Origin of the sequence: Hydrogenophaga sp. (assembly GCF_036675665.1) — a bacterium.
In the GTDB taxonomy this organism is placed as follows: Bacteria; Pseudomonadota; Gammaproteobacteria; order Burkholderiales; family Burkholderiaceae_C; genus Hydrogenophaga.
On sequence record NZ_JAKFEO010000007.1, the window covers coordinates 286,913 to 309,029 of the forward strand.

A 22,117-nucleotide genomic window follows, 5' to 3' on the forward strand; every position below is an offset into this window, starting at 1 on the left:
CCTGACATGAAGATCCTGCTCACCGGTGGTGCCGGTTACATCGGCAGCCACACCGCCGTGGCCTTGGTCGCGGCCGGATTCGACCCGGTCATCCTGGACAACTTCGCCAACAGCCATCCGGTGGTGATGGAGCGCCTGGCCACGATCACCGGCAGGAGGATGGTGCTCGAACGCGGCGATGTGCTGGACACGCCCTGGGTGGAAGATGTGCTGCGCCGCCACCAGCCGGCGGGCGTGGTGCATTTTGCTGGCGACAAGGCGGTGGGCGAGAGCGTGGCGCTGCCACTCAAGTATTTCCACAACAACATTGGTGGCGCGGTGAGCCTGCTGCGCGCCATGGAAACCGCACACGCCGACGACCCCGGCAAGGCGCCAACGCTGGTGTTTTCCAGCAGCGCCACGGTCTACGGCGACCCCGCCACCGTGCCCATCACCGAAGATTTTCCGCGCAGCCATACCAACCCCTATGGGCACAGCAAGCTGGTGATCGAGGACATGCTCTCGGCGCTGGGCACGGCCAACCCGGCCTGGCGGGTGGGCGTGCTGCGCTACTTCAATCCGGTTGGTGCACACCCCAGCGGACTCATCGGCGAAGACCCCGCCGGCATTCCCAACAACCTCATGCCCTACGTGGCGCAGGTGGCCGTGGGCCAGCGCGAACACCTCAATGTCTACGGCAACGACTACCCCACGCCCGATGGCACCGGCGTGCGCGACTACATCCACGTGCAAGACCTGGCCGCCGGCCATGTGGCCGCCATCAAGGCGTTGCTGGGTCGTGGAGAGAGCTTCACGGTGAACCTGGGCACAGGCCGCGGCCACAGCGTGCTCGACGTGGTGAAGGCGTTTGAGGCCGCCAGCGGCAACCCGGTGCCCTACCGCGTGGCGCCGCGCCGCGCGGGCGATGTGGCGCAGTGCTGGGCCGACCCGGCGCTGGCGCTGCGGCTGCTCGGCTGGCAGGCCTTGCACACGCTGGACGACATGTGTGCCGATGCCTGGCGCTGGCAGAGCGCCAACCCCAGCGGCTACAGAAGCTAGCCGCGGTGATTTTTTCAGGGCACCCGCGGAACCGGCTCTGCCGGGCCGCCAGGTGCGCCCCCTGCGGGGGGTGACGCCGAAGGCGGCGCGGGGGGTTACCTCAATTGCACGCCGGCGGCGCGGGCCGCCAAGAAGATGCCTTCACCCACGCTCGCACCGAAGCGTTTGGCGAGCCGCAGCCCTACGTTTTCGCGGCGGGTGTAGTCCACCAGCTCCTCGGCCTTGACGATCTCGCGCGCCACATAGTCGAGGTTGCCCAGACCATCGGCCAGGCCCAGCGCGACGGCTTGCTGGCCGTTCCAGACCAGGCCGCTGAAGGTGTCGGGCGTTTCCTTGAGGCGCTCGCCACGGCCCTTCTTCACCACCTCGATGAACTGCGCATGGATTTCACCCAGCAGGTTCTGCATGAACAGGCGCTGCGATTCGTCCTGTGGACTGAACGGATCGAGCAGGCCCTTGTTGGCACCCGCCGTCATGAGGCGGCGCTCGATGCCCAGTTTCTCCATCAATCCGGTGAAACCAAAGCCGTCCATCAGCACACCGATGCTGCCGACCAGACTGGCCTTGTCCACATAGATGTCGTCGGCCGCCGCCGCGATGTAGTACGCCGCCGATGCGCAGGTTTCTTCAACCACCGCATAGACCTTTTTCTCGTGCAGGCCCTTCAGGCGCGTGATCTCGTCGTTGATGATGCCGGCCTGTACCGGGCTGCCGCCGGGTGAATTGATCAGCAGCACCACCGCCTGGGCACCTTCGTCGTCAAAAGCAGAGCGCAGCGCAGCGACCACGTTCTCCGCGCTGGCTTCCGCGCCCGAGGCGATTTCCCCCTTGATTTCCACCACCGCGGTGTGCGGTGTGCTGGTGGTCGATACGACGCCTTCGCTGGAGTAGATCAGCCAGACGATGGCGCCCAGGAGGGCCAGCCACATGAAGCGGGTGAACATCTTCCAGCGGCGCGCCGCCTGCTGCTCGCGGATGGTGGCGAACACCAGTTTTTCCAGCGTGGCGCGCTCCCAGGCCCCGCCGTTGTTGCGGTCGTTGCCAGCGGAATTGGCCGAGCCCAGATTGTCGTCGTTCATGGTGCGTGTGTTCTCAGAATTCAACGGGTTTGAGGTGGTATTGTGACCGCCAGTGGATCACCCCATCGAGCTCCAGCAGTTCGATCTTGAACAGCCCGCCGCGGCACGGCCCGCCCCGGCATTCACCGGTCGCGGGCTCATACGTCGCTCCGTGCGTGGCGCACATCAACCAACGACCCGTGTCGTCGAAAAAGCGGTCGGGTTGCCAGTCGAGTTCCATCGCCACGTGCGCGCAGCGGTTCAGATAGGCGTGCGGCTGGCCCTGGTAGCGCACCGCAAATGCTCGACAGGTCTGGCCCGCGTAGTTCACATCGAACGAAACCGCCCTCCCCCCGTCGACCAGATCACGGCTGTTGCACAGCGGGTGGAGCGGGTCGTCGGGCAGTGGCGTCATGGTGGCCTCAGGCGTGTTCGGTGAGCCAGTCGTGCAGTTCGCGCACCGAATGCGCCACATGCAAGGGCTTGAGTTCGTGGAAGGCGTCGGGCTCGTGCGCGCCGTAGCTCACACCCACGCTCGCACAGCCCGCGTTCAGCGCCATCTGCAGATCGTGCGTGGTGTCACCGATCATGAGCGTGCGCTCGGGCGTCACACTGAACTCGCGCATCAGTTCGTTGAGCATCAATGGGTGGGGCTTGCCGGCGGTTTCGTCGGCCGTGCGCGAGCCGTCGAACACGCCAGCGAGTTCCACCGTGCGCAACACCTCGTCGAGACCGCGACGGCTTTTGCCCGTTGCCACTGTCAGCCAGTGCTGGCGGTGCTTGAGCTCGGCGAGCAGCGGCAGCACGCCCTCGAACAGGCTGAGGTCATGCTGGCGCTCCGTGTAGTGGTGGCGGTAGCGCTCGCCGAGCTGCGGATATTTCTCGGGGGGTACGTCGGGCGCGGCGTGGGCCAGTGCCTGCATCAACCCCATGCCGATCACGTAACTGGCGGCCTGGGTGGTGGGCGGTGTGCCCCCCACGTCGGTCACGGCCAGCTGGATGCAGCGGGCGATGAGCGCGGTGGAATCGAACAAGGTGCCGTCCCAGTCGAAGGCGATGAGGTCGAATTGGCGAGCGCTCATGGTGTCAGTGACCCGCCAGAGCCTGCGCGTGGTGGCGCAGGTGATCTTCAATGAAGCTGGCAATGAAGTAGTAGCCGTGGTCATAGCCCGGGTGGCTGCGCAACACGAGCGGCTGGTCAGCGCCCACGCACGCGGCCTGCAGCAGGTGCGGATGCAGCTGCACGGCGAGAAAGGTGTCGCCCAGGCCCTGGTCGATCAGCAGCGGCGGCGCCTTGTGGCCGGCCTTCACCAGCTCGGTGGCGTCGTGCGCGGCCCAGGTCGAGCGGTTCGGGCCCAGGTACCCGGTGAACGCCTTGTCGCCCCAGGGGCACTGGCTGGGCGCGGCGATCGGCGCGAAGGCCGAGACGCTCTGGTACAGCCCCGGGTGGCGCAAAGCCAGCGTGAGCGCGCCGTGGCCACCCATGGAGTGGCCGAAGATGCCAACACGATCGGGTTGCGCTGCGAAGTTCGCCAGCACCAAGGCACGCAGCTCCTGCGTGATCCAGCTCTCCATGCGGAAGTGCTTCGCCCAGGGCGCCTCGGTCGCGTCCAGGTAGAAGCCGGCGCCGTGGCCGAAATCCCAGGCGGCGCTGGCACCGTCGATGCCTGTGTCGCGCGGGCTGGTGTCGGGCGTGACGATCATCAGGCCAAGCTCGGCCGCCATGCGCTGCGCGCCGGCCTTGATGGGAAACGTTTCCTCGGCGCAGGTCAGGCCCGCCAGGAAGAACAGCACCGGCACCGGGCCTTGAGCAGCCTGTGGCGGCACGAAAACGCCGAACTTCATCGGCAAGCCGATCTCGGTGGATGCATGCCGGTAAAAGCCCTGCACGCCACCAAAGCAGCGGTGCTCGCTGAGCGTCTCCAGGCTCATCAGAACTCCACCACGGCGCGGATGGATTCGCCACGCTTCATCAGGTCGAAGCCTTCGTTGATCTGGTCAAGGCGCAGCTTGTGCGTGATCAGGTCGTCGATGTTGATCTTGCCTTCCATGTACCAGTCGACGATCTTGGGCACGTCGGTGCGGCCACGCGCGCCACCGAACGCCGAGCCTTCCCACTTGCGGCCAGTGACCAGCTGGAACGGGCGCGTGCTGATCTCTGCGCCCGCCTCCGCCACACCAATGATGATGCTGCGGCCCCAGCCCTTGTGCGTGCACTCCAGCGCGTCGCGCATCACCTTGGTGTTGCCGATGCACTCGAAGCTGTAGTCGGCGCCGCCGTCGGTGAGCTGGACGATGGCGTCCACCACGTTGGGCACGTCCTTGGGGTTGATGAAGTGCGTCATGCCGAACTTGCGGGCCATGGCTTCGCGCGCGGGGTTGAGGTCGACCCCGATGATCTTGTCGGCACCCACCATCTTTGCACCCTGGATCACGTTCAGGCCAATGCCGCCCAGGCCGAACACGACCACGTTGGCGCCCGCCTCCACCTTGGCCGAGAAGATCACCGCGCCGATGCCGGTGGTCACGCCGCAGCCGATGTAGCAGACCTTGTCGAACGGTGCGTCTTCGCGGATCCTGGCCAGCGAGATCTCGGGCGCCACGGTGTAGTTGCTGAAGGTGCTGGTGCCCATGTAGTGAAAGATGGGCTTGCCGTCCAGGCTGAAGCGGCTGGTGGCGTCGGGCATCAAACCCTTGCCTTGCGTGCCGCGGATCAGCTGGCACAAATTGGTCTTGCGGCTCAGGCAGAACTTGCACTGGCGGCATTCGGGCGTGTAGAGCGGAATGACATGGTCGCCCTTCTTGAGTGAGGTCACGCCCGGGCCCACGTCCACCACGATGCCCGCGCCTTCGTGGCCCAGGATGGCGGGGAAGATGCCTTCGGGATCGGCGCCCGATAGCGTGTAGTAGTCGGTGTGGCAGATGCCGGTGGCCTTGATCTCCACCAGCACTTCGCCGAACTTGGGGCCTTCCAGATCCACGGTTTCAATGGTGAGAGGCTGGCCTGCTTTCCAGGCCACGGCGGCTTGCGTTTTCATGGTGTGTTCGATGGGTTGATGAGGTCTCCGTCGAGGGTACCGCAGATCAGTTGGCGCTGTCTTGCGCCCCGATGGATTCCACCACGCCCGCATACCTTGCCAGCGCGTTGAGCAGCGTGGCCGCCAAGTCCTCACCGATCTCTTCAAACAGTTCCCGTTCAGCCTTCTTCAGTGCCTTTGAGAACGCCGCCAGCCACAGGCGGCCCGCATCGGTGAAGTTCACGATGCGCACCCGCCGATCCGCCGGATCGGACAGACGAACCACCAGGCCCAAGCCTTCGCACTGGTCGATCAATTCCGTCATCGCCGCGTTCGTCATGTTCGCGCGCTGCGCCAGCACCGTGATGCGCGTGCCCTCCAGGTCGAGATGTCGGGTGAGGTTGATATGTGGCAGGCGTGTCTGTCCGTGCCCCGCCTGGGCCATCAGCTCCAGCACGCGGGCCTCGAAGCGCGTCAGCGCGTTGCCCAGTACGCGACCCGCGTTGTGCATGCGCCAGGCGTCTGGCGCACGGCGAGGCCTGGACGGAGATTTCGTTTTCGGTACACTCAAAGTATTTAGGCAACCTAAGCAAATAACCGACATGGCTGGAGAATTATCAATGAGCCCGGCGGGCGGGCGGGGTCGTGACATCCAGGTCGACGTGCTGATCGCAGGCGGCGGGCCGTGCGGTCTCATGCTGGCCAACGAGCTCGGTCGGCGCGGCGTGCGAACCCTGTTGGTGGAGCCCAAGCCCGGAACCGCGTTCAACCCGCAGGCCAATGCGACGCAGGCACGCACCATGGAACACTTCCGCCGGCATGGCTTTGCTACCGAGATCCGCGAACAGGGTTTGCCTGCCGACCACCCGACCGACATCGCCTACTTCACCCGGTTCAGCCAGCACGAACTGGCACGTCTGCGCCTGCCCACGGCCGGGCAGGCGGCGGCAACCATCAAGAGCCTGGGCGGCTCGTGGAGCGCTGCGGAGTTGCCCCATCGCGTGTCGCAGAAGTTCGTCGAAGCCATCCTGCTGCGCCACGCCAAACGATGGCCGAGCATCGACATCCAGCACGGCTGGCAGCTCCGCCAGTTCACCGACAGGGTTGACTGTGTCGAGGCGAACATCACTTCGGTCGATGGCACGCAGTCCCGCACCGTGACAGCGCGATACCTCGTCGGCGTGGACGGTGCCCGCAGCACGGTGCGTCAACATCTGGGCATCAGGTATGGCGGCGCCACCGGCTTCAGGCGCGAGTTCATGGGAGGCAAGATGTTCGCGCTGTACTGCCGGGTACCCACGTTCCACGATGCGTTTCCTCATGACAAGGGATGGATGTACGTGTCGGTGAACTCGCAACGGCGCGCCTTCATGGCGTCCGTCGATGGCCAGAGCGAGTTCGCCTTCCACGCCGCCGTCCACGACGGCGAGGACGCAGACGCCTGGACCGAAGACGACGCCAGACGCATCTTCTCGGAGGCCATGGGGCGCGAGTTGCCCGTGGAGGTTTTGTCCATGCTGACCTGGACAGCCGGACATGCGCTGGTCGCGGAGAAATTCCAGCAAGGCAGGGTCTTCCTCGGCGGTGACGCGGCGCACCTGTTCACACCCACCGGCGGCCTGGGCTACAACACCGCGGTGGAGGACGCCGTGAACCTGGGCTGGAAGCTGGCCCATGTCCTGCAAGGGCGCGCACCCGAGTCGTTGCTCGACACCTACGAAGTGGAGCGCAAGCCGCTGGCCCAGCGCAACACGGCCTATGCCAGGCACTTTGCCGACTCGGTGGGCCTGTTCCAGGCCACGGCAGAACTGGAACAGGACACGGCGGGCGGTGAGGTCGCCCGCCAGGCCGCCTCGGCGCACCTCAACGCGCACGTGCGGCTGGAGTTCAACATTCCGGGCGTGACCTTCGGTGGCCGCTACGACGGATCACCCATCATCCTGGCCGACGGATCAAGACCGCCAGAAGACAAACCCAACGAGTACGTGCCGACGGCCTGCCCCGGTGGACGCCCCCCGCACGTCTGGCTGAAAGACGGTCGATCGCTCTACGACACGTTCAACTTCGAGTGGACGCTGCTGGTATTGGGGCCGCACGCGCCCGACACCGGAGCTTTCGAACGCGCCGCCCTGGAGCGGGCGCTGGACCTGCGGGTGACCCGTCACGCCACGCCGGATCTGCTGGCCTTGTACGAAGCCCCGCTGGTGCTGATTCGGCCAGATCAGATCGTTGCCTGGCGCGGGACGGATGCGGGCAACGCCGCGTGGATCCTGGGCACCTGTGTCGGCGCCGCTGCGCCAACAATGCCCTGACACATCACTCGACCTTGGCGCCGCCCTTGAACCATTGCGCCACCAGCGCGCGCTCTTCATCGGTGATGCCCGTGGCGTTGTTCATGGGCATGAGGCGCGTCACCACCACCTGCTGGTAGACCGCTTGCGCGTGCTGCTTCAACGTCTCAGGTGAATCAAGCCGCACGTTCTTGGACTGCAGCGCCTCGCCGTGGCACATGGCGCAACGTTGTTCGATCACCGGTTTGAGCTGCGCGTAGCTCACGGTGTCGGGCACCGCCACGGCCTGCACCGGTGCGGGTTTGAGCCAGACGATCAGCGCCACCAACACCACGACACCGACGGCGGCGTAAGGCCATGGATGCGCATTGCGGCCCAGCTTGAAGCCGTGGCGCATGACGAAGAACTGCCGGATCGCCGCGCCCGCGAACATCATGCCGATCAGGATCAGCCAGTTCTGCGGATGGGTGTAGGTGAAGCTGTAGTGGTTGCTCAGCATGGCGAACAGCACCGGCAGCGTGAAGTAGGTGTTGTGCACGCTGCGCTGCTTGCCACGCTGGCCGTGGATGGGGTCCACCGGACGCCCCGCCTTGAGGTCGGCCACCACGGTGCGCTGCCCCGGGATGATCCAGAAGAACACATTGGCGCTCATGGCGGTGGCGATCATCGCGCCCACCAACAGGAAGGCCGCGCGCCCGGCAAACAGCTGGGTGGCCAGCCAGGCCGCCACGCACACCAGCACCAGCACCAGCGCACCGACCTTGGCGTCGCCGCTCTCCTTCTGCCCCAGCGTGCGGCAGATCGCGTCGTACAGCAGCCAGAACACCACCAGGAAAGCCAGCGCACCGGCGATCGCGGCGGCCGGGCTCCAGACGAACACCTTGGGATCGATCAGGTAGACGCTCGGGCTCCACAGGTACGAAATGAGGAACAGCGCAAAGCCCGAAAGCCAGGTGGAATAACTCTCCCAGTAGAACCAGTGCAGGTGCCCGGGCAGTTGGGGCGGCGAGACCGCGAACTTCACCGGGTGGTAGAAGCCGCCGCCGTGCAAGGCCCAGAGCTCGCCGCTCACGCCGTCCTTCTTCAGTTGCTCGTCTTCAGGCGGCGTGAGGCTGCTGTCGAGGAACACGAAATAGAAGGAAGAGCCGATCCAGGCAATGGCCACGATCACGTGCAGCCAGCGCAACAGCAGATTGGCCCAATCGAGCAGGTAGGTTTCCATGGCACCTCAAGGCAACATCAAGGGTTGCGACTCACCACCGCGGGCGCTGTGAGTCGACTGAGGGCCGCGATTGGGTGGGCTGGCGCTCACCTGCTCCGCTGCGACCAAGCCATCAAAGTGTATACACATTCTGAAGACAATCAAGGTGTTTTTGAACTGCGGGCATGGGCATCCACGGCAAGCAACAACTGAGCCACGACCGACGCCGCGATCACCGCAGGCACCTTGCCGTCAATGCCCGGCAAGCCGATCGGGCAGGTGACGCGGCCCAGGTCTTCCGCGGAAAAGCCGCGCTCCATGAGGCGATGGCCAAAGGTCGCCCACTTGGTGCGGCTGCCGATCAAACCGATGAAGGCCAGATCGTTGCGCTCCCGCTGGCGCTGCAGGCACGCCGCCACCACGTCCAGGTCTTCGGCATGCGAGAAGCTCATGATCAGCACGCAGGCACCCGCCGGGAGGTCGCGCACGGCAGCGTGCACCGGGTCGGAATGTTCGGTGCTCACCTGCGCCGGCAGGCTCAAAGGAAACACGCCGTCGCGACTGTCGATCCACGTCACGTCGAACGGCAACGGCTCCAGCGCCTGCACGATGGCTCGTCCCACATGGCCGCCGCCGAACAGCGCCAGCGGCGTGTGCGCGGGCCGCAGCCGGACGCGCAGTTCATCGACGTGCGATGCATCCACCGGCTCGAAGCGCAGCACCAGAGAACCGCCGCAGCACTGGCCCAGACTGGGCCCGAGCGTGACGCGCTCTTGCCAGCCCCGAGGGGTTTCGTCGGCTTGCTCAGTCCGGCGAGCCAGCGCTTCGCGCGCCTGGTGTATGGCTTTCCACTCCAGATGCCCACCGCCGATCGTGCCCACTTCGCCGCGTGTCGCGTCGGCAAAGACCGCCATCCACGCACCCGCTTCGCGAGGAACGGAGCCCCGCGTTTGCTCAACGGTGACGAGCACCGCGGGAACATGCGCCAGAGTCAGCAGAAAGGTTTCAAGTTCGCTGGGCATGTGTGGCGTCGAAGTCAAAGAATGTGTATGGAAAAGTAAGGTCAAACCAGGCGCGTCAGTATCAACCGTACTGTGCGAAACCTTGCAGTCCAGCCACAATACATTCCATCCACCCGTTTGTATGCGCACACGTGGCCACACCGGGTTCCGATCAGTTCAAACAGGCCAGCCCACATGAGAGACATTGAACCCGCACCGCAACAGGCTTCACGGCCCGATGCGCCTGTTACATCCAACCGCGCCAGCCGCGGCTCGTGGGCCTGGATCGGCGTGCTGACTGCAACACTGCTCGCCTCGTGCGCATCTCCGCCTCCACCACCACCTCCCCCACCGCCGCCCCCACCGGCGCCCGCTCCCGCGCCACCACCCGTCTCCGAACTGCCTGCACCCGACATCGTGTCCAACGCTGTGTCACCGCTCGACTACCGCAAGGACGGTGCCCGGCACATCTACCAACGCAACGGCCACCGCATCTACAAAGGCCAGCTGCCGCCGCTCATGCACGCGGTGGGCGTGCTGCAGGTCGAAGTGGATGGCCGTGGCAATGTGCGCACCGTGAACTGGATGCGCGCACCGAGCCACGTGCCCGACGTCATGCGCGAAATCGAGCGCACCGTGCGCGCCGCCGCGCCCTTTCCGGCACCGGTGCGCATGGGTGGCGTGACGTACACCGACATCTGGCTCTGGGACAAGAGCGGCAACTTCCAGCTCGACACGCTGACCGAAGGGCAGCGCAGCAAGTAGCTCCCCCCCCGCGCCGCCTGCGGCGTCACCCCCCCAAGGGGGCAACGCGGTGCGGCCTGGCAGAGCCAGTTCCGCCGCGTTCTGGGTTCAGGCACTTTCTCCGGCGCGAACTGTCTCCCACGCCCAGGATGCGGTGGAACTGGCTCCGCCAGGCCACTTGCATCGCCCCCCTTGGGGGGTGACGCCGCAGGCGGCGCGGGGGGTGCAGCGTCAACTCCCCCTGTACGTGGAATAGCTCCAGGGGCTCACCAGCAACGGCACGTGGTAATGCTGGTCGGTGTGCGCCACGCCGAAGTCCAGCGAAACCCGGTTGAGAAAGTTCGGCTCCGGCAAAGCCACGCCCCGGGCGGCAAAGTACCCCTTCACGTCGAACACCAGCCTGTAGGTACCCACCTTCAGGCTCGCGTTGTCGTACAGCGGGCCATCGGGGTTGCGCCCATCCTGGTTCAACACGAAACGTTTGACCAGCGTGGACTGGTCGCCTTGCGTGGTGTGCAGTTCCACCTGCATGCCGGCGGCGGGGCAGCCGTGCATGGTGTCCAGAACGTGTGTACTCAAGCCCATGGTCGTCCTTTGAATATGTGCAGTCGACTGAAAGTGTATACACTTTTTGTTTTTCTGGATATGATGATTCCATGGAAACCTCCAGCACCCTGCACATCGTCGAGTCGCTCACCAAGGCCATCGTCGAGCACCGACTGCACCCGGGCACCAAACTGGCCGAGCAGAAGCTCGCCGACCATTTCGGCGTCTCCCGAACCCTGGTGCGCCAGGCCTTGTTCCAGCTGTCGCAGAACCGGCTGATCCGCCTGGAGCCCGCGCGCGGCGCCTTTGTGGCCGCGCCGTCGGTGGAGGAAGCGCAGCAGGTGTTTGCGGTGCGGCGCATGCTGGAGGCGGAGATGACGCGCGCCTTCGTGAAGACCGTGACCAACGCCAAGATCAAGGCGCTGCGTGAACACGTGGCGCAGGAAAAGCTCGCGGTGAACAACGAGGACGTGGCCGGGCGCACCGAGCTGCTGGGCGACTTCCACGTGCGCATGGCCGAGCTCATGGGCAACCGGGTGTTGGCCGAACTGCTGCGCGAACTCATCTCGCGCTGCGCGCTGATCACCCTCATGTACCAGAGCAACCAGGCCGCCGAGCATTCGAACGACGAACACGCCGACATCGTGAAGGCGCTGGCCGCACGCGACGAGGCACTGGCCGTGCGCCTGATGAACGAGCACCTGCTGCACGTCGAGGAGAACCTGACTTTCGACCGCAAGGTGCCCACCAACGACATCTCGATGGCCTTGTCATGACAGTGATGGCCTACCCCCGCCCCGCCCCTGCGGGCCGTGACCCCCTCAAGGGGGCAACACCTGCGGCCCGGCAAAGCCGGTTCCGCGGCGTTCCCAATTGACTCCCCTTCAGTTGCTGAGCCCATGACCATTTACGACTCCACGCGTCAATACCCGCGCGACCTGGCCGGCTATGGCCGCGATGTGCCGCACGCGCGCTGGCCAAACGGCGCGCGCATCGCCGTGCAGTTCGTGCTGAACTACGAGGAAGGTGGCGAGAACAGCGTGCTGCATGGCGACGACGCGTCCGAGCAGTTCCTCTCGGAAATGTTCAACCCCGCGGCCTTTCCCGCGCGCCACATCAGCATGGAAGGCATCTACGAGTACGGCTCGCGCGCCGGCGTCTGGCGCATCCTGCGCGAGTTCGAGCGCCGCGGCCTGCCGCTCACCGTGTTCGGCGTGGCCACAGCCCTGCAACGCAGCCCGGACGTGACCGCCGCCTTCAAGGAACTGGGACACGACATCGCCTGCCATGGACTCAAGTGGATCCACTACCAGAACGTGGACGAAGCGACCGAGCGCGCCCACATGGCGCAAGCCATGCAGCTCATCGAAAAGCTCACCGGCAGCCGGCCATTGGGCTGGTACACCGGGCGCGACAGCCCCAACACGCGCCGCCTGGTGGCCGACTTCGGTGGCTTCGAATACGACAGCGACTACTACGGCGACGACCTGCCGTTCTGGATGAAGGTGCGCAAGACCGATGGCAGCGATGCGCACCAGCTCGTCGTGCCCTACACGCTGGACTGCAACGACATGCGCTTTGCGCTGCCGCAGGGCTTCTCGCATGCCGATCCGTTTTTCCAGTACCTCAAGGACAGCTTCGACGTGCTGTATGCCGAAGGCGACCCGGCCGGCCTGGACCGCCCCAGGATGATGAGCATCGGCATGCACTGCCGCCTGCTCGGCAAGCCCGGGCGCATCACCGCGCTGCAGCGTTTCCTGGACCACATCGCGCAGCACGACCACGTGTGGGTGGCGCGGCGCATCGACATCGCCCGCCACTGGCAGCAACACCACCCGGCACCCGTCTGACCCATGAGCCTCACCCTGCAACAACTCAACAGTGCCGACCCTGCCGAGGCGCTGCGCCTGCTCGACGGTCTTTACGAACACTCGCCCTGGATCGCCGAGCAGGCGCTGACGCAACGCCCGTTTGCCTCGCTGGCCGCGCTCAAGCACGCCATGGTGACGGTGCTGGCCCACGCGAGCGTGAACGCGCAGCTGGCGTTGATCCGCGCCCACCCCGAACTCGCGGGCAAGGCCATGGTGAGCCAGTCGCTCACCGCCGAATCGACCCACGAGCAGACCAGGGCCGGGCTCACGAACTGCACGCCCGAAGAGTTCGCGCACATCCAGCAGCTCAACGCGCAATACAACACCAGGTTCGGCTTCCCGTTCATCCTGGCCGTGCGCGGTCCACGTGGCATGGGCCTGGCCAAGCGCGAAATCATCGCCACCTTTGAACGCCGCCTGGGCAACCCGGTGGACTTCGAACGCGCCGAGTGCCTGCGCAACATCCACCGCATCGCCGAGATCCGGTTGAACGACAAGTTCGGCTTCGAGCCCGTGCTCGGCAACGAGGTTTGGGACTGGCACGAAGACCTCGCGCGCCACAGCGATCCCGGGTTCGCGGAACAGGGCCAACTCACCGTGACCTACCTGACCGACGCACACCGCGCCTGTGCCGCCGACCTGGTGGTGCGCATGCGCGAGTGCGGGTTTGACGAGGTGAACATTGACGCAGTGGGGAATGTGGTGGGGCACTACCACGCGGGCCCCCACCCCAACCCTCTCCCAGAGGGAGAGGGAGTGAAGACACTTCTGACCGGCAGCCATTTCGACACCGTGCGCAACGGTGGCAAGTACGACGGGCGCCTCGGCATCTTCGTGCCCATGGCCTGCGTGAAACGGTTGCACGCGGCTGGCAGACGCCTGCCCTTCGCCATCGAGGTGGTGGGCTTTGCCGAAGAGGAAGGCCAGCGCTACAAGGCCACTTTCCTCGGCTCGGGCGCACTCACCGGCCACTTCAACCCGGCCTGGCTCGACCAGCAGGATGCCGATGGCGTGACCATGCGCGCGGCCATGCAGCACGCCGGCCTGCCCGCCACGCTGGAGGCCATCGGTGCGCTCAGGCGCGACCCGTCGAACTACCTCGGCTTCGTCGAGGTGCACATCGAGCAGGGCCCGGTGCTCAACGAGATGGACCTGCCGCTGGGCGTGGTCACCTCCATCAACGCCAGCGTGCGTTACCTGTGCGAAGCCATCGGCATGGCCAGCCACGCCGGCACCACGCCCATGAACCGCCGGCGCGATGCCGCCAGCGCCGTGGCCGAACTCGCGCTCCATGCCGAGCAGCGCGCCGCGGCCGATGGTGACTCGGTCGCCACCATCGGCATGCTGCAGGTGCCGGGCGGCTCGATCAACGTGGTGCCGGGCCGATGCGTGTTTTCGCTCGACCTGCGCGCGCCCAGCAATGCACAGCGCGACGCACTGGAACGCGACATCCTCGGGCAGCTGCGCGCCATCTGCGAGCGCCGTGGCATCGGCCTCAAAACCGAAGAAACCATGCGCGCCGCCGCCGCGCCCAGCGCGCCCGCCTGGCAGGCCCGCTGGGAACGCGCCGTGGCCGCACTCGGCGTGCCGTTGCACCGCATGCCCAGCGGCGCCGGCCACGACGCGATGAAGCTGCACGAAGTGATGCCGCAGGCCATGCTCTTCGTGCGCGGCCTCAACAGCGGCATCAGCCACAACCCGCTGGAGTCCACCACCAGCGACGACATGGAGCTGTGCGTGAACGCCTTCTCGCACCTGCTCGAACAACTCGCCACCGAACACAAGCACTGAAGCCACATGACCACCGACCAACAACTGGATGCCTGGATCGACGCCCACTTCGACGAGGAGGTGCGCTTCCTGCAGGAACTCGTGCGCGTGCCCACCGACACCCCGCCGGGCAACAACGCGCCGCACGCCGAGCGCACGGCCGAGCTGCTCGCCGCCATGGGCCTGCAGGCCGAGAAGCACGCCGTGCCCGCCGCCGAGGTGCAGGCCGCCGGCCTGCAGAGCATCACCAACCTGATCGTGCGCCGCCCCTATGGACCGGGCAAGACCATCGCGCTCAACGCGCATGGCGACGTGGTGCCGCCCGGCGAAGGCTGGACGCACGACCCCTACGGTGGCGAGATCCAGGACGGCAAGATCTACGGCCGTGCAACGGCGGTCAGCAAGTGCGACATCGCGAGCTTCACCTTCGCCATCCGCGCGCTCGAATCGCTGGGCGCCAGGCTGGCCGGTGGCGTGGAACTGCACGTGACCTACGACGAGGAATACGGCGGCGAGGTCGGCCCCGACTGGTTGCTGAAGAAGGGCCTGACCAAGCCCGACCTGATGATCGCCGCCGGCTTCAGCTACCAGGTGGTGGTGGCGCACAACGGCTGCCTGCAACTGGAGGTGACGGTGCACGGCGACATGGCGCACGCCGCCATTCCCGACAGCGGCACCGACGCGCTGCAAGGTGCGACGCACATCCTCAACGCGCTCTACGCGCTCAATGCCGACTACCTGAAAGTCACGTCCAGCGTCGAGGGCATCACACACCCGTATCTCAACGTGGGCCAGATCAGCGGCGGCACCAACACCAATGTGATCCCCGGCAAGGTCGTGCTCAAGATCGACCGCCGCATGATCCCCGAGGAAGATCCGGCCGAGGTGGAAGCCGCGCTGCGCCACACCATCGAGCAGGCGGCGGCCAACTACAACCCGCCACGCGGTGGCCGCGCGATCCGCGTCGATGTGAAGCGCATCCTGCTGGCGCGCGCACTCAAACCCCTGCCCGGCAACCAGCCGCTGGTCCAGGCGATCCAGAAGCACGGCCAGGCGGTGTTCGGTGAAGCCATACCCGCCGTGGGCACGCCGCTCTACACCGACGTTCGCATTTACGGCGAACACGGCATCCCCGGTGTGATCTACGGCGCTGGCCCGCGCACGGTGCGCGAATCGAACGCCAAGCGCGCTGACGAAAATCTGCTGCTGGAAGACCTGCGCCGCGCCACCAAGGTGATCGCGCGCACGCTGTTCGAGCTCCTGCAACCCAGCTGAAACCCGAATTGCACGAGCCCTGGCCGGGGGCACAATGAATCCACAACAACGGCCACAGGAGAGACAGCCATGACACCCGCCGAAGAAGCCCTGCGCGAAGCCGCGTTTGAATACCACCGCCTGCCGCGTCGGGGCAAGATCGCCGTCAACCCCATCAAGCCCCTGTCCAACCAGCGCGATCTCTCGCTGGCCTACTCCCCCGGCGTGGCCTACCCCTGCCTGGCCATCGAGGCCGACCCCAGGCTGGCGGCCGAATACACCAGCCGCGGCAACCTGGTTGGCGTGATCACCAACGGCACGGCCGTGCTGGGCCTGGGCGACATCGGCCCGCTGGCCAGCAAGCCGGTGATGGAAGGCAAGGGCTGCCTGTTCAAGAAGTTCGCCGGCATCGACGTGTTCGACATCGAGCTGGATGAAAAGGACCCGGACAAGCTGGTCGAGATCATTGCCGCGCTCGAGCCCACGCTGGGCGGCATCAACCTCGAAGACATCAAGGCACCCGAGTGCTTCTACATCGAGAAGAAGCTGCGCGAGCGCATGGGCATTCCGGTGTTCCACGACGACCAGCACGGCACCGCCATCATCTCGGCCGCCGCCCTGCTCAATGGACTGGAGCTGGTGGGCAAGGACATCGGCGCGGTCAAGCTCGCCGTGAGCGGCGCGGGCGCCGCCGCCATCGCCTGCCTGGATGTGATGGTCGGCCTGGGTGTGTCGCGCGAGAACATCTTCGTCTGCGACTCCAAGGGCGTCGTGTACGAGGGTCGTCCCGGTGGCTACGACGAATCGAAGGCGCGCTACGCGCAGAAGACGCAACTGCGCACGCTGGCCGATGCGGTCAACGGTGCCGACGTGTTCCTGGGCTGCTCGGCGCCGGGCGTGCTCACCGCCGAGATGGTCAAGAGCATGGGCAGCAAGCCCATCATCCTCGCGCTGGCCAACCCCGAACCCGAGATCCGGCCCGAGCTGGCCAAGGCCGTGCGGCCCGACTGCATCATCGCCACCGGCCGCAGCGACTACCCGAACCAGGTCAACAACGTCCTGTGTTTCCCCTACATCTTCCGTGGCGCACTCGACTGCGGTGCCACCAAGATCACGGAAGAAATGAAGCTGGCCTGCGTGCGCCAGATCGCCGATCTGGTCAAGAGCGAGACCAGCGAGGAAGTGGCCAACGCCTATGCCGGGCAAGACCTCTCCTTCGGCCCCGACTACATCATCCCCAAGCCGTTCGACTCGCGGCTGATCCTGCGCATTGCACCCGCCGTGGCGCAGGCCGCGGCCGACTCCGGTGTGGCAACGCGGCCCATCAAGGACATGGACGCCTATCGGCAGGAACTCAGCCGCTTCGTCTACCAGACCGGCATCCTGATGCAGCCGATCTTCAACGCGGCCAAGAGCTTGCCGAACAAGGCACGCGTGGCCTACGCCGATGGCGAGGACGAGCGCGCGCTGCGCGCAGCGCAGATGGCGATCGACGACCAGCTGGCATTGCCCATCCTCATCGGGCGCCCGGCCGTGATCGAAGCGCGCATTGCCAAAGCCGGCCTGCGCATGAAGCTCGGGCAGGACGTGCAGAACGTGAACCCCGAGGACGACCCGCGCTTTCGCCAGTACTGGGAGCACTACCACCAGCTCATGGGCCGCGCAGGCGCCACGCCCGAGGTCGCCAAAGCGGCGGTGCGGCGTTCCAACACCATCATCGGCTCGCTCATGCTCTCGCTCGGTGACGCCGACGCGCTCATCTGCGGTCTGGTGGGCGGCTACATGACGCACCTGGAGCGCATCGACCACGTGCTCGGGCGCCGCGACGGCGCGGGGCTCTATGCCTCGGTCAACGCGCTCATGACCGACCGTGGCCCGCTGTTCATCGCCGACACCTATGTGAACGAGCTGCCGTCGGCCGAAGAGCTGGCGGAGATCGCCTGGATGGCCGCGCAGGAAGTGCAGCGCTTCGGTCTGCCGCCCAAGATCGCCTTCCTCTCGCATTCGAGTTATGGCTCCAGCAAGCGTGCATCGGCCCGCAAGATGGCGCAGGCCCGCGACCTGTTCGTGGCCGCGCACCCCGAGATCGAGTGCGACGGCGAGTTGCACGGCGACGCCGCGCTGCAGCCCGAAATCCGCAGCGCCTACCTGGCCGAGACCACCCTCAAGGGATCGGCCAACCTGCTGATCTGCCCCAACCTCGATGCGGCCAACATCCTCTACAACGTGATGAAGACCACCGCCAGCGGTGGCGTCACGGTGGGCCCCATCCTCATGGGATCGGCCGGCACGGTGCACATCCTCACGCCAGCGGCCACGGTGCGCCGTGTGCTCAACATGACTGCGCTTGCGGCGGCCAGTGCGCAGGGTGTGGCCAGAGCCTGAACGCTTGCGGTGTGCACTGCAAGGGGGCGCCACGCGTCACTTTTTTTTCGTGCCTGCACCGCGCGGGCTCGCGGACGCGGCGTGCGCTGCTCCGCGGCTGTCCCCCGGCGGCTGGAGCCGCCTCCTCCTTTATGCCGCTGCGCAGCGCACACCGCGCCCGCGAGCCGAGGTGACATTGGCTCACTCACAGACCGAGTGCCAACGAGGTCATCGGCGGCCATGGGGCACGGCGCAGCGAAATAAAGGAGGAGGGGCCGAAGGCCCCGGGGGACATTCGCGGAGCCGTGCCCCGTGGTCGCCGATGACCGGAACCAGGCAAAATTCCCATACATGGTGCACCCCAATCTGGTGCGCACCATTCAGGGTTACCCATGTAGACGTGCCCGACCCCGGAAATCAGAATCTGTATACACATTCTGTGTTCAAACCGCGTCCAAACACCTGTTTCCAAGGGTATGCACCGCTGGCACCCTTATTGCTGATGAAGAAACATGCCTGGGCGCTCCATCCCCGGACCCTTGCAACCCCTCACCCCACAGGAGAACCCATGAACAAACGCCACTTCATCCAGACCGCCGCCGCCCTGGCGACCCTGGCCGCCATGGGCACCGCCCAGGCCCAGACCCCCATCAAGTTCCAGCTCGACTGGCGCTTCGAAGGCCCGGCCGCGCTGTTCCTGCAGCCCGCTGCCAAGGGTTACTTCAAAGCCGCCGGCCTGGACGTGACGATCGACTCCGGCAACGGCTCGGGCGGCACCGTCACCCGCGTGGCCTCGGGCACCTACGACATCGGCTTTGCCGACATGGCCGCCCTCATGGAGTTCCACGCCAACAACCCGGACGCCCCGAACAAGCCGGTCGCCGTGATGATGGTCTACAACAACACGCCGGCCGCCGTGCTCGCGCTCAAGAAGAGCGGCATCACCAAGCCCGCCGACCTCAACGGCAAGAAACTCGGCGCGCCGGTGTTCGACGCCGGTCGCAAGGGCTTCCCGATCTTCCAGAAGGCCAACAACATCGGCAACGTGGCCTGGACCTCGATGGATCCACCGCTGCGCGAAACCATGCTGGTGCGCGGCGACATCGACGCCATCACCGGCTTCTCGTTCACCTCGCTGCTCAACCTCGAAGCACGTGGCGTGAAAGCCGAGGACGTGGTCGTCATGAACTACGCCGACAACGGCGTGAAACTCTATGGCAACGCGATCATCGCCTCGCCCAAGCTCATCGCCGAAAACCCGGCCGCCGTGAAGGCGTTTCTCTCCGCCTTTGCCAAGGGTGCCAAAGACGTGATGGCCAACCCCGCGGCCTCGATCGAGACCGTGAAGGCGCGCGACGGCATCATCAACGTGCCGCTGGAGACGCGCCGCCTGCAGCTCGCCATCGACGCGGTGGTGGCCAGCCCCGACGCACGCAAGGAAGGTTTTGGCCAGGTCGTGCCCGGTCGTCTGGCGCTGATGGCTTCGCAAGTCTCCGATGCCTATGGCACCAAGACCCGCGTCGATCCCGCCAAGATCTGGAACGGCTCCATGCTGCCCACCGCCGCCGAGCTCAACGTGCTGCCGCCCGCGAAGAAATAAGGCCGAAGACCAGCCCCTCTGGCCCAGGCCAGCCACCCTGCGGCGGCTGGCCTTTTTTTCAGGAAGACCCATGCAAGACACCTCCAGCACCGCGCCCTTCGTCGATTTCGACCAGGTCTGGCTGGCCTACAACGACGACTTGCTGGCGAAGAACATCTTTGCCGTCGAAGACATCAACCTCAAGGTCAAGCAGGGTGAGTTCATCGCCATCGTCGGCCCTTCGGGCTGCGGCAAGTCCACCTTCATGAAGCTCACCACCGGGCTGAAGATGCCCAGCATGGGCAAGATCCGCATCGACGGCCAGCCCGTCACCGGCCCGCTGAAGATCTCGGGCATGGCGTTTCAGGCGCCTTCGCTGCTGCCCTGGCGCACCACGCTGGACAACGTGCTGCTGCCGCTGGAGATCGTCGAGCCCTACCGCAGCCAGTTCAAGGACCGGCGCAAGGAATACGTGGAACGCGCCGGCCGCCTGCTGGCCAGCGTGGGCCTGGGCGGCATGGAGAAGAAGTTTCCGTGGGAGCTTTCGGGCGGCATGCAGCAGCGCGCCAGCATCTGCCGCGCGCTGATCCACGAACCCAAGATGCTGCTGCTTGACGAGCCCTTCGGCGCGCTCGACGCCTTCACCCGCGAAGAACTCTGGTGCACGCTGCGCGACTTGTGGGAGGCGCAGCGCTTCAACGTCATCCTGGTCACGCACGACCTGCGCGAGTCGGTGTTTCTGGCCGACACGGTGTACTGCATGAGCAAGAGCCCGGGCCGCTTCGTGGTGCAGCGCGAGATCCCGATCCCGCGCACGCGCGACCTGGAGGTCACGTACACCAAAGAATTTTCAGACATCGTGCTCGAACTCCGGGGCCACATCGGGGCCATGCGCACCCCTGTCAACCAGTGAACGGAACCACGCCATGAACCTGAACAAAAAACAGATGGAGCGCTGGTCGCCGTTTTTGCTGCTGTTGGCCATCATCGTGATCTGGGAAGTCATCACCAGCGGGTTCGGCGTCTCCGAATTCATCTTCCCGAGCCCCTCGCGCATCTGGGAACAGACGCTGGAACACAAGACCACCATCCTCGGCCACGCCTGGCGCACCTACTGGGTGACCATGGCGGGCTTCGGCATCGCCATCGTGGTCGGTGTCCTGCTGGGTTTCCTCATCGGCAGCTCGCGCCTGGCCTATGCGGCGGTCTACCCGCTCATGACGGCCTTCAACGCCCTGCCCAAGGCGGCCTTCGTGCCCATCCTGGTGGTGTGGTTCGGCATCGGTGTGGGCCCGGCCATCCTCACGGCCTTCCTCATCAGCTTCTTCCCCATCATGGTGAACATCGCCACCGGCCTGGCCACGCTGGAGCCCGAGCTGGAGGACGTGTTGCGCGTGCTGGGCGCCAAGCGCTGGGACGTGTTGACGAAGGTGGGCCTGCCGCGCTCCATGCCCTATTTCTTCGGCTCGCTCAAGGTCGCGATCACGCTGGCTTTTGTGGGCACCACGGTGTCGGAGATGACGGCGTCCAACGAAGGCATCGGTTACTTGCTGATCTCGGCCGGTTCGTCGATGCAGATGGGCCTGGCCTTCAGCGGTCTGCTGGTGGTGGGCGCCATGGCCATGGCGATGTACGAGCTGTTCAGCTTCATCGAGAAGCACACCACGGGTTGGGCGCACCGCGGTTCGCAAAACACATGAGTCCGGACCAGATCGCCAGGCACCTTCGCCGCGCCAACGAGGTGGCGCGACGCGCGGCGAGCATGGGCCGCCATCCGTTTGGTGCCTTGCTGGTGGCGCCTGATGACGAGACGGTGTTGGCCGAGCAGGGCAACATCGACACGGTGAATCACGCAGAGTCCACGTTGGCACGCGCGGCGGCGGACAACTGGCCGGGGGAGTACCTGGCGCGCTGCACGCTGGTGACCACCTTCGAGCCGTGTGCCATGTGCACCGGCACGATTTACTGGGCCAACATCGGGCGGGTGGTGTACGGGGCGAGTGAAGAGGCCTTGCTTGCGCTCACCGGCAGCCATGAAGAGAACCCCACCTTGTCCTTGCCTTGTCGTGAGGTGTTGGCTCGGGGGCAGAAGTCTGTTGAGGTCATTGGGCCTGTGGCTTCTTTGGAGGCTGAGATGTTGGAGCCGCATCTCGGCTTTTGGGCTTCTCGTTAGGTTGCTCTCCGGCTGGTCCGGTCATCGGCGACCACGGGGCACGGCTCCGCGGCTGTCCCCCGCCCGGGGCTGCGCCCCGGGCTCCTCCTTTATGCCGCTGCGCCGTGCCCCATGGCCGCCGATGACCTCGTTGGCACTCGGTCTGTGGTTGAGCCAACGTCACTTCGGCTCGCGGGCGCGGTGTGTGCTGCGCAGCGGCATAAAGGAGGA

At 65.8% G+C, this 22,117-nt stretch carries 21 protein-coding genes; 12 read left to right on the forward strand and 9 right to left on the reverse strand.

Annotated features, from left to right (window positions below; genetic code table 11):
- Positions 1-6 precede the first annotated feature (6 nt).
- Complete coding sequence (gene galE / locus V6M63_RS04140) at positions 7-1,038, forward strand: UDP-glucose 4-epimerase GalE (RefSeq protein ID WP_332739734.1); 1,032 nt, start codon at positions 7-9, stop codon at positions 1,036-1,038.
- Between the two features lie 95 nt (positions 1,039-1,133).
- Here the strand turns inward: galE and V6M63_RS04145 are convergent, their stop codons facing one another.
- The 6 genes from V6M63_RS04145 to V6M63_RS04170 are packed head-to-tail and all read right to left on the reverse strand — an operon-like array spanning position 1,134 to position 5,624.
- Entirely contained in the window at positions 1,134-2,117 is a 984-nt protein-coding gene (locus V6M63_RS04145) for a S49 family peptidase (protein WP_332739736.1), read from the reverse strand.
- A 13-nt stretch (positions 2,118-2,130) separates the two neighbouring features.
- The gene (locus V6M63_RS04150; protein WP_332739738.1) at positions 2,131-2,511 is read right to left on the reverse strand and encodes a Rieske (2Fe-2S) protein; all 381 of its coding nucleotides are present in this window, start codon (positions 2,509-2,511) and stop codon (positions 2,131-2,133) included.
- A gap of 7 nt (positions 2,512-2,518) precedes the next feature.
- Complete coding sequence (locus V6M63_RS04155; protein ID WP_332739740.1) at positions 2,519-3,178, reverse strand: HAD family hydrolase; 660 nt, start codon at positions 3,176-3,178, stop codon at positions 2,519-2,521.
- Between the two features lie 4 nt (positions 3,179-3,182).
- Positions 3,183-4,028, reverse strand: coding sequence for an S-formylglutathione hydrolase (gene fghA, locus V6M63_RS04160; RefSeq protein ID WP_332739742.1), 846 nt, complete (start codon positions 4,026-4,028; stop codon positions 3,183-3,185).
- On the reverse strand, positions 4,028-5,134 hold the full coding sequence (locus V6M63_RS04165) for an S-(hydroxymethyl)glutathione dehydrogenase/class III alcohol dehydrogenase (protein ID WP_332739744.1): 1,107 nt from the start codon (positions 5,132-5,134) through the stop codon (positions 4,028-4,030). Before V6M63_RS04165 ends, fghA begins: the two co-directional genes overlap by 1 nt.
- A gap of 46 nt (positions 5,135-5,180) precedes the next feature.
- Positions 5,181-5,624, reverse strand: coding sequence for a MarR family winged helix-turn-helix transcriptional regulator (locus V6M63_RS04170; protein ID WP_332739746.1), 444 nt, complete (start codon positions 5,622-5,624; stop codon positions 5,181-5,183).
- Between the two features lie 109 nt (positions 5,625-5,733).
- Here V6M63_RS04170 and V6M63_RS04175 point away from each other — a divergent pair, with 109 nt between their 5' ends.
- Positions 5,734-7,425: an FAD-dependent oxidoreductase gene (locus V6M63_RS04175; protein ID WP_332739748.1), complete on the forward strand. Its 1,692-nt coding sequence runs from the start codon at positions 5,734-5,736 to the stop codon at positions 7,423-7,425.
- 4 nt (positions 7,426-7,429) lie between these two features.
- On the opposite strand, the gene V6M63_RS04180 is transcribed toward V6M63_RS04175, so the two are convergent.
- Both V6M63_RS04180 and xdhC read right to left on the reverse strand, forming a co-directional pair.
- Positions 7,430-8,626, reverse strand: coding sequence for a urate hydroxylase PuuD (locus V6M63_RS04180; RefSeq protein ID WP_332739750.1), 1,197 nt, complete (start codon positions 8,624-8,626; stop codon positions 7,430-7,432).
- Between the two features lie 140 nt (positions 8,627-8,766).
- On the reverse strand, positions 8,767-9,627 hold the full coding sequence (xdhC, locus tag V6M63_RS04185; protein WP_332739752.1) for a xanthine dehydrogenase accessory protein XdhC: 861 nt from the start codon (positions 9,625-9,627) through the stop codon (positions 8,767-8,769).
- Positions 9,628-9,801: 174 nt separating this feature from the next.
- Between xdhC and V6M63_RS04190 the strand changes: the two genes are divergently transcribed.
- Positions 9,802-10,371 carry a hypothetical protein gene (locus V6M63_RS04190; protein ID WP_332739754.1) on the forward strand — a complete coding sequence of 190 codons (570 nt, stop codon included), beginning with the start codon at positions 9,802-9,804 and terminating at the stop codon, positions 10,369-10,371.
- Positions 10,372-10,581: 210 nt separating this feature from the next.
- On the opposite strand, the gene uraH is transcribed toward V6M63_RS04190, so the two are convergent.
- Positions 10,582-10,935 (reverse strand): hydroxyisourate hydrolase, encoded by a 354-nt coding sequence (gene uraH / locus V6M63_RS04195; RefSeq protein WP_332739756.1) that lies wholly within the window; start codon positions 10,933-10,935, stop codon positions 10,582-10,584.
- A 71-nt stretch (positions 10,936-11,006) separates the two neighbouring features.
- Here uraH and V6M63_RS04200 point away from each other — a divergent pair, with 71 nt between their 5' ends.
- The 9 genes from V6M63_RS04200 (at position 11,007) to V6M63_RS04240 (ending at position 21,907) form a co-directional block, all read left to right on the forward strand.
- Positions 11,007-11,672: a GntR family transcriptional regulator gene (locus V6M63_RS04200; protein ID WP_332739758.1), complete on the forward strand. Its 666-nt coding sequence runs from the start codon at positions 11,007-11,009 to the stop codon at positions 11,670-11,672.
- Between the two features lie 123 nt (positions 11,673-11,795).
- Positions 11,796-12,746 (forward strand): allantoinase PuuE, encoded by a 951-nt coding sequence (puuE, locus tag V6M63_RS04205; RefSeq protein ID WP_332739760.1) that lies wholly within the window; start codon positions 11,796-11,798, stop codon positions 12,744-12,746.
- A gap of 3 nt (positions 12,747-12,749) precedes the next feature.
- A complete protein-coding gene (gene uraD, locus V6M63_RS04210) occupies positions 12,750-14,558 on the forward strand; it encodes a 2-oxo-4-hydroxy-4-carboxy-5-ureidoimidazoline decarboxylase (protein ID WP_332739762.1) in 1,809 nt (602 codons plus the stop codon).
- Positions 14,559-14,564: 6 nt separating this feature from the next.
- On the forward strand, positions 14,565-15,812 hold the full coding sequence (locus V6M63_RS04215; RefSeq protein ID WP_332739764.1) for a M20 family metallopeptidase: 1,248 nt from the start codon (positions 14,565-14,567) through the stop codon (positions 15,810-15,812).
- Positions 15,813-15,881: 69 nt separating this feature from the next.
- Positions 15,882-18,176 (forward strand): NADP-dependent malic enzyme, encoded by a 2,295-nt coding sequence (locus V6M63_RS04220; protein ID WP_332739766.1) that lies wholly within the window; start codon positions 15,882-15,884, stop codon positions 18,174-18,176.
- Between the two features lie 547 nt (positions 18,177-18,723).
- Entirely contained in the window at positions 18,724-19,755 is a 1,032-nt protein-coding gene (locus V6M63_RS04225) for an ABC transporter substrate-binding protein (RefSeq protein WP_332739768.1), read from the forward strand.
- 70 nt (positions 19,756-19,825) lie between these two features.
- Positions 19,826-20,647 carry an ABC transporter ATP-binding protein gene (locus V6M63_RS04230; RefSeq protein WP_332739770.1) on the forward strand — a complete coding sequence of 274 codons (822 nt, stop codon included), beginning with the start codon at positions 19,826-19,828 and terminating at the stop codon, positions 20,645-20,647.
- 13 nt (positions 20,648-20,660) lie between these two features.
- Positions 20,661-21,434, forward strand: a complete 774-nt coding sequence (locus V6M63_RS04235) for an ABC transporter permease (RefSeq protein ID WP_332739771.1) — start codon at positions 20,661-20,663, stop codon at positions 21,432-21,434.
- Positions 21,431-21,907 (forward strand): nucleoside deaminase, encoded by a 477-nt coding sequence (locus V6M63_RS04240; protein WP_332739773.1) that lies wholly within the window; start codon positions 21,431-21,433, stop codon positions 21,905-21,907. Before V6M63_RS04235 ends, V6M63_RS04240 begins: the two co-directional genes overlap by 4 nt.
- The last annotated feature ends 210 nt before the right edge of the window (positions 21,908-22,117 follow it).

Coding starts and splice junctions, on each gene's coding strand:
- galE (WP_332739734.1), top strand. CDS start 7: ATGAAGATCCTGCTCACCGGTGGTGCCGGTTACATCGGCAGCCACACC.
- V6M63_RS04145 (WP_332739736.1), bottom strand. CDS start 2,117: ATGAACGACGACAATCTGGGCTCGGCCAATTCCGCTGGCAACGACCGC.
- V6M63_RS04150 (WP_332739738.1), bottom strand. CDS start 2,511: ATGACGCCACTGCCCGACGACCCGCTCCACCCGCTGTGCAACAGCCGT.
- V6M63_RS04155 (WP_332739740.1), bottom strand. CDS start 3,178: ATGAGCGCTCGCCAATTCGACCTCATCGCCTTCGACTGGGACGGCACC.
- fghA (WP_332739742.1), bottom strand. CDS start 4,028: ATGAGCCTGGAGACGCTCAGCGAGCACCGCTGCTTTGGTGGCGTGCAG.
- V6M63_RS04165 (WP_332739744.1), bottom strand. CDS start 5,134: ATGAAAACGCAAGCCGCCGTGGCCTGGAAAGCAGGCCAGCCTCTCACC.
- V6M63_RS04170 (WP_332739746.1), bottom strand. CDS start 5,624: ATGCACAACGCGGGTCGCGTACTGGGCAACGCGCTGACGCGCTTCGAG.
- V6M63_RS04175 (WP_332739748.1), top strand. CDS start 5,734: ATGAGCCCGGCGGGCGGGCGGGGTCGTGACATCCAGGTCGACGTGCTG.
- V6M63_RS04180 (WP_332739750.1), bottom strand. CDS start 8,626: ATGGAAACCTACCTGCTCGATTGGGCCAATCTGCTGTTGCGCTGGCTG.
- xdhC (WP_332739752.1), bottom strand. CDS start 9,627: ATGCCCAGCGAACTTGAAACCTTTCTGCTGACTCTGGCGCATGTTCCC.
- V6M63_RS04190 (WP_332739754.1), top strand. CDS start 9,802: ATGAGAGACATTGAACCCGCACCGCAACAGGCTTCACGGCCCGATGCG.
- uraH (WP_332739756.1), bottom strand. CDS start 10,935: ATGGGCTTGAGTACACACGTTCTGGACACCATGCACGGCTGCCCCGCC.
- V6M63_RS04200 (WP_332739758.1), top strand. CDS start 11,007: ATGGAAACCTCCAGCACCCTGCACATCGTCGAGTCGCTCACCAAGGCC.
- puuE (WP_332739760.1), top strand. CDS start 11,796: ATGACCATTTACGACTCCACGCGTCAATACCCGCGCGACCTGGCCGGC.
- uraD (WP_332739762.1), top strand. CDS start 12,750: ATGAGCCTCACCCTGCAACAACTCAACAGTGCCGACCCTGCCGAGGCG.
- V6M63_RS04215 (WP_332739764.1), top strand. CDS start 14,565: ATGACCACCGACCAACAACTGGATGCCTGGATCGACGCCCACTTCGAC.
- V6M63_RS04220 (WP_332739766.1), top strand. CDS start 15,882: ATGACACCCGCCGAAGAAGCCCTGCGCGAAGCCGCGTTTGAATACCAC.
- V6M63_RS04225 (WP_332739768.1), top strand. CDS start 18,724: ATGAACAAACGCCACTTCATCCAGACCGCCGCCGCCCTGGCGACCCTG.
- V6M63_RS04230 (WP_332739770.1), top strand. CDS start 19,826: ATGCAAGACACCTCCAGCACCGCGCCCTTCGTCGATTTCGACCAGGTC.
- V6M63_RS04235 (WP_332739771.1), top strand. CDS start 20,661: ATGAACCTGAACAAAAAACAGATGGAGCGCTGGTCGCCGTTTTTGCTG.
- V6M63_RS04240 (WP_332739773.1), top strand. CDS start 21,431: ATGAGTCCGGACCAGATCGCCAGGCACCTTCGCCGCGCCAACGAGGTG.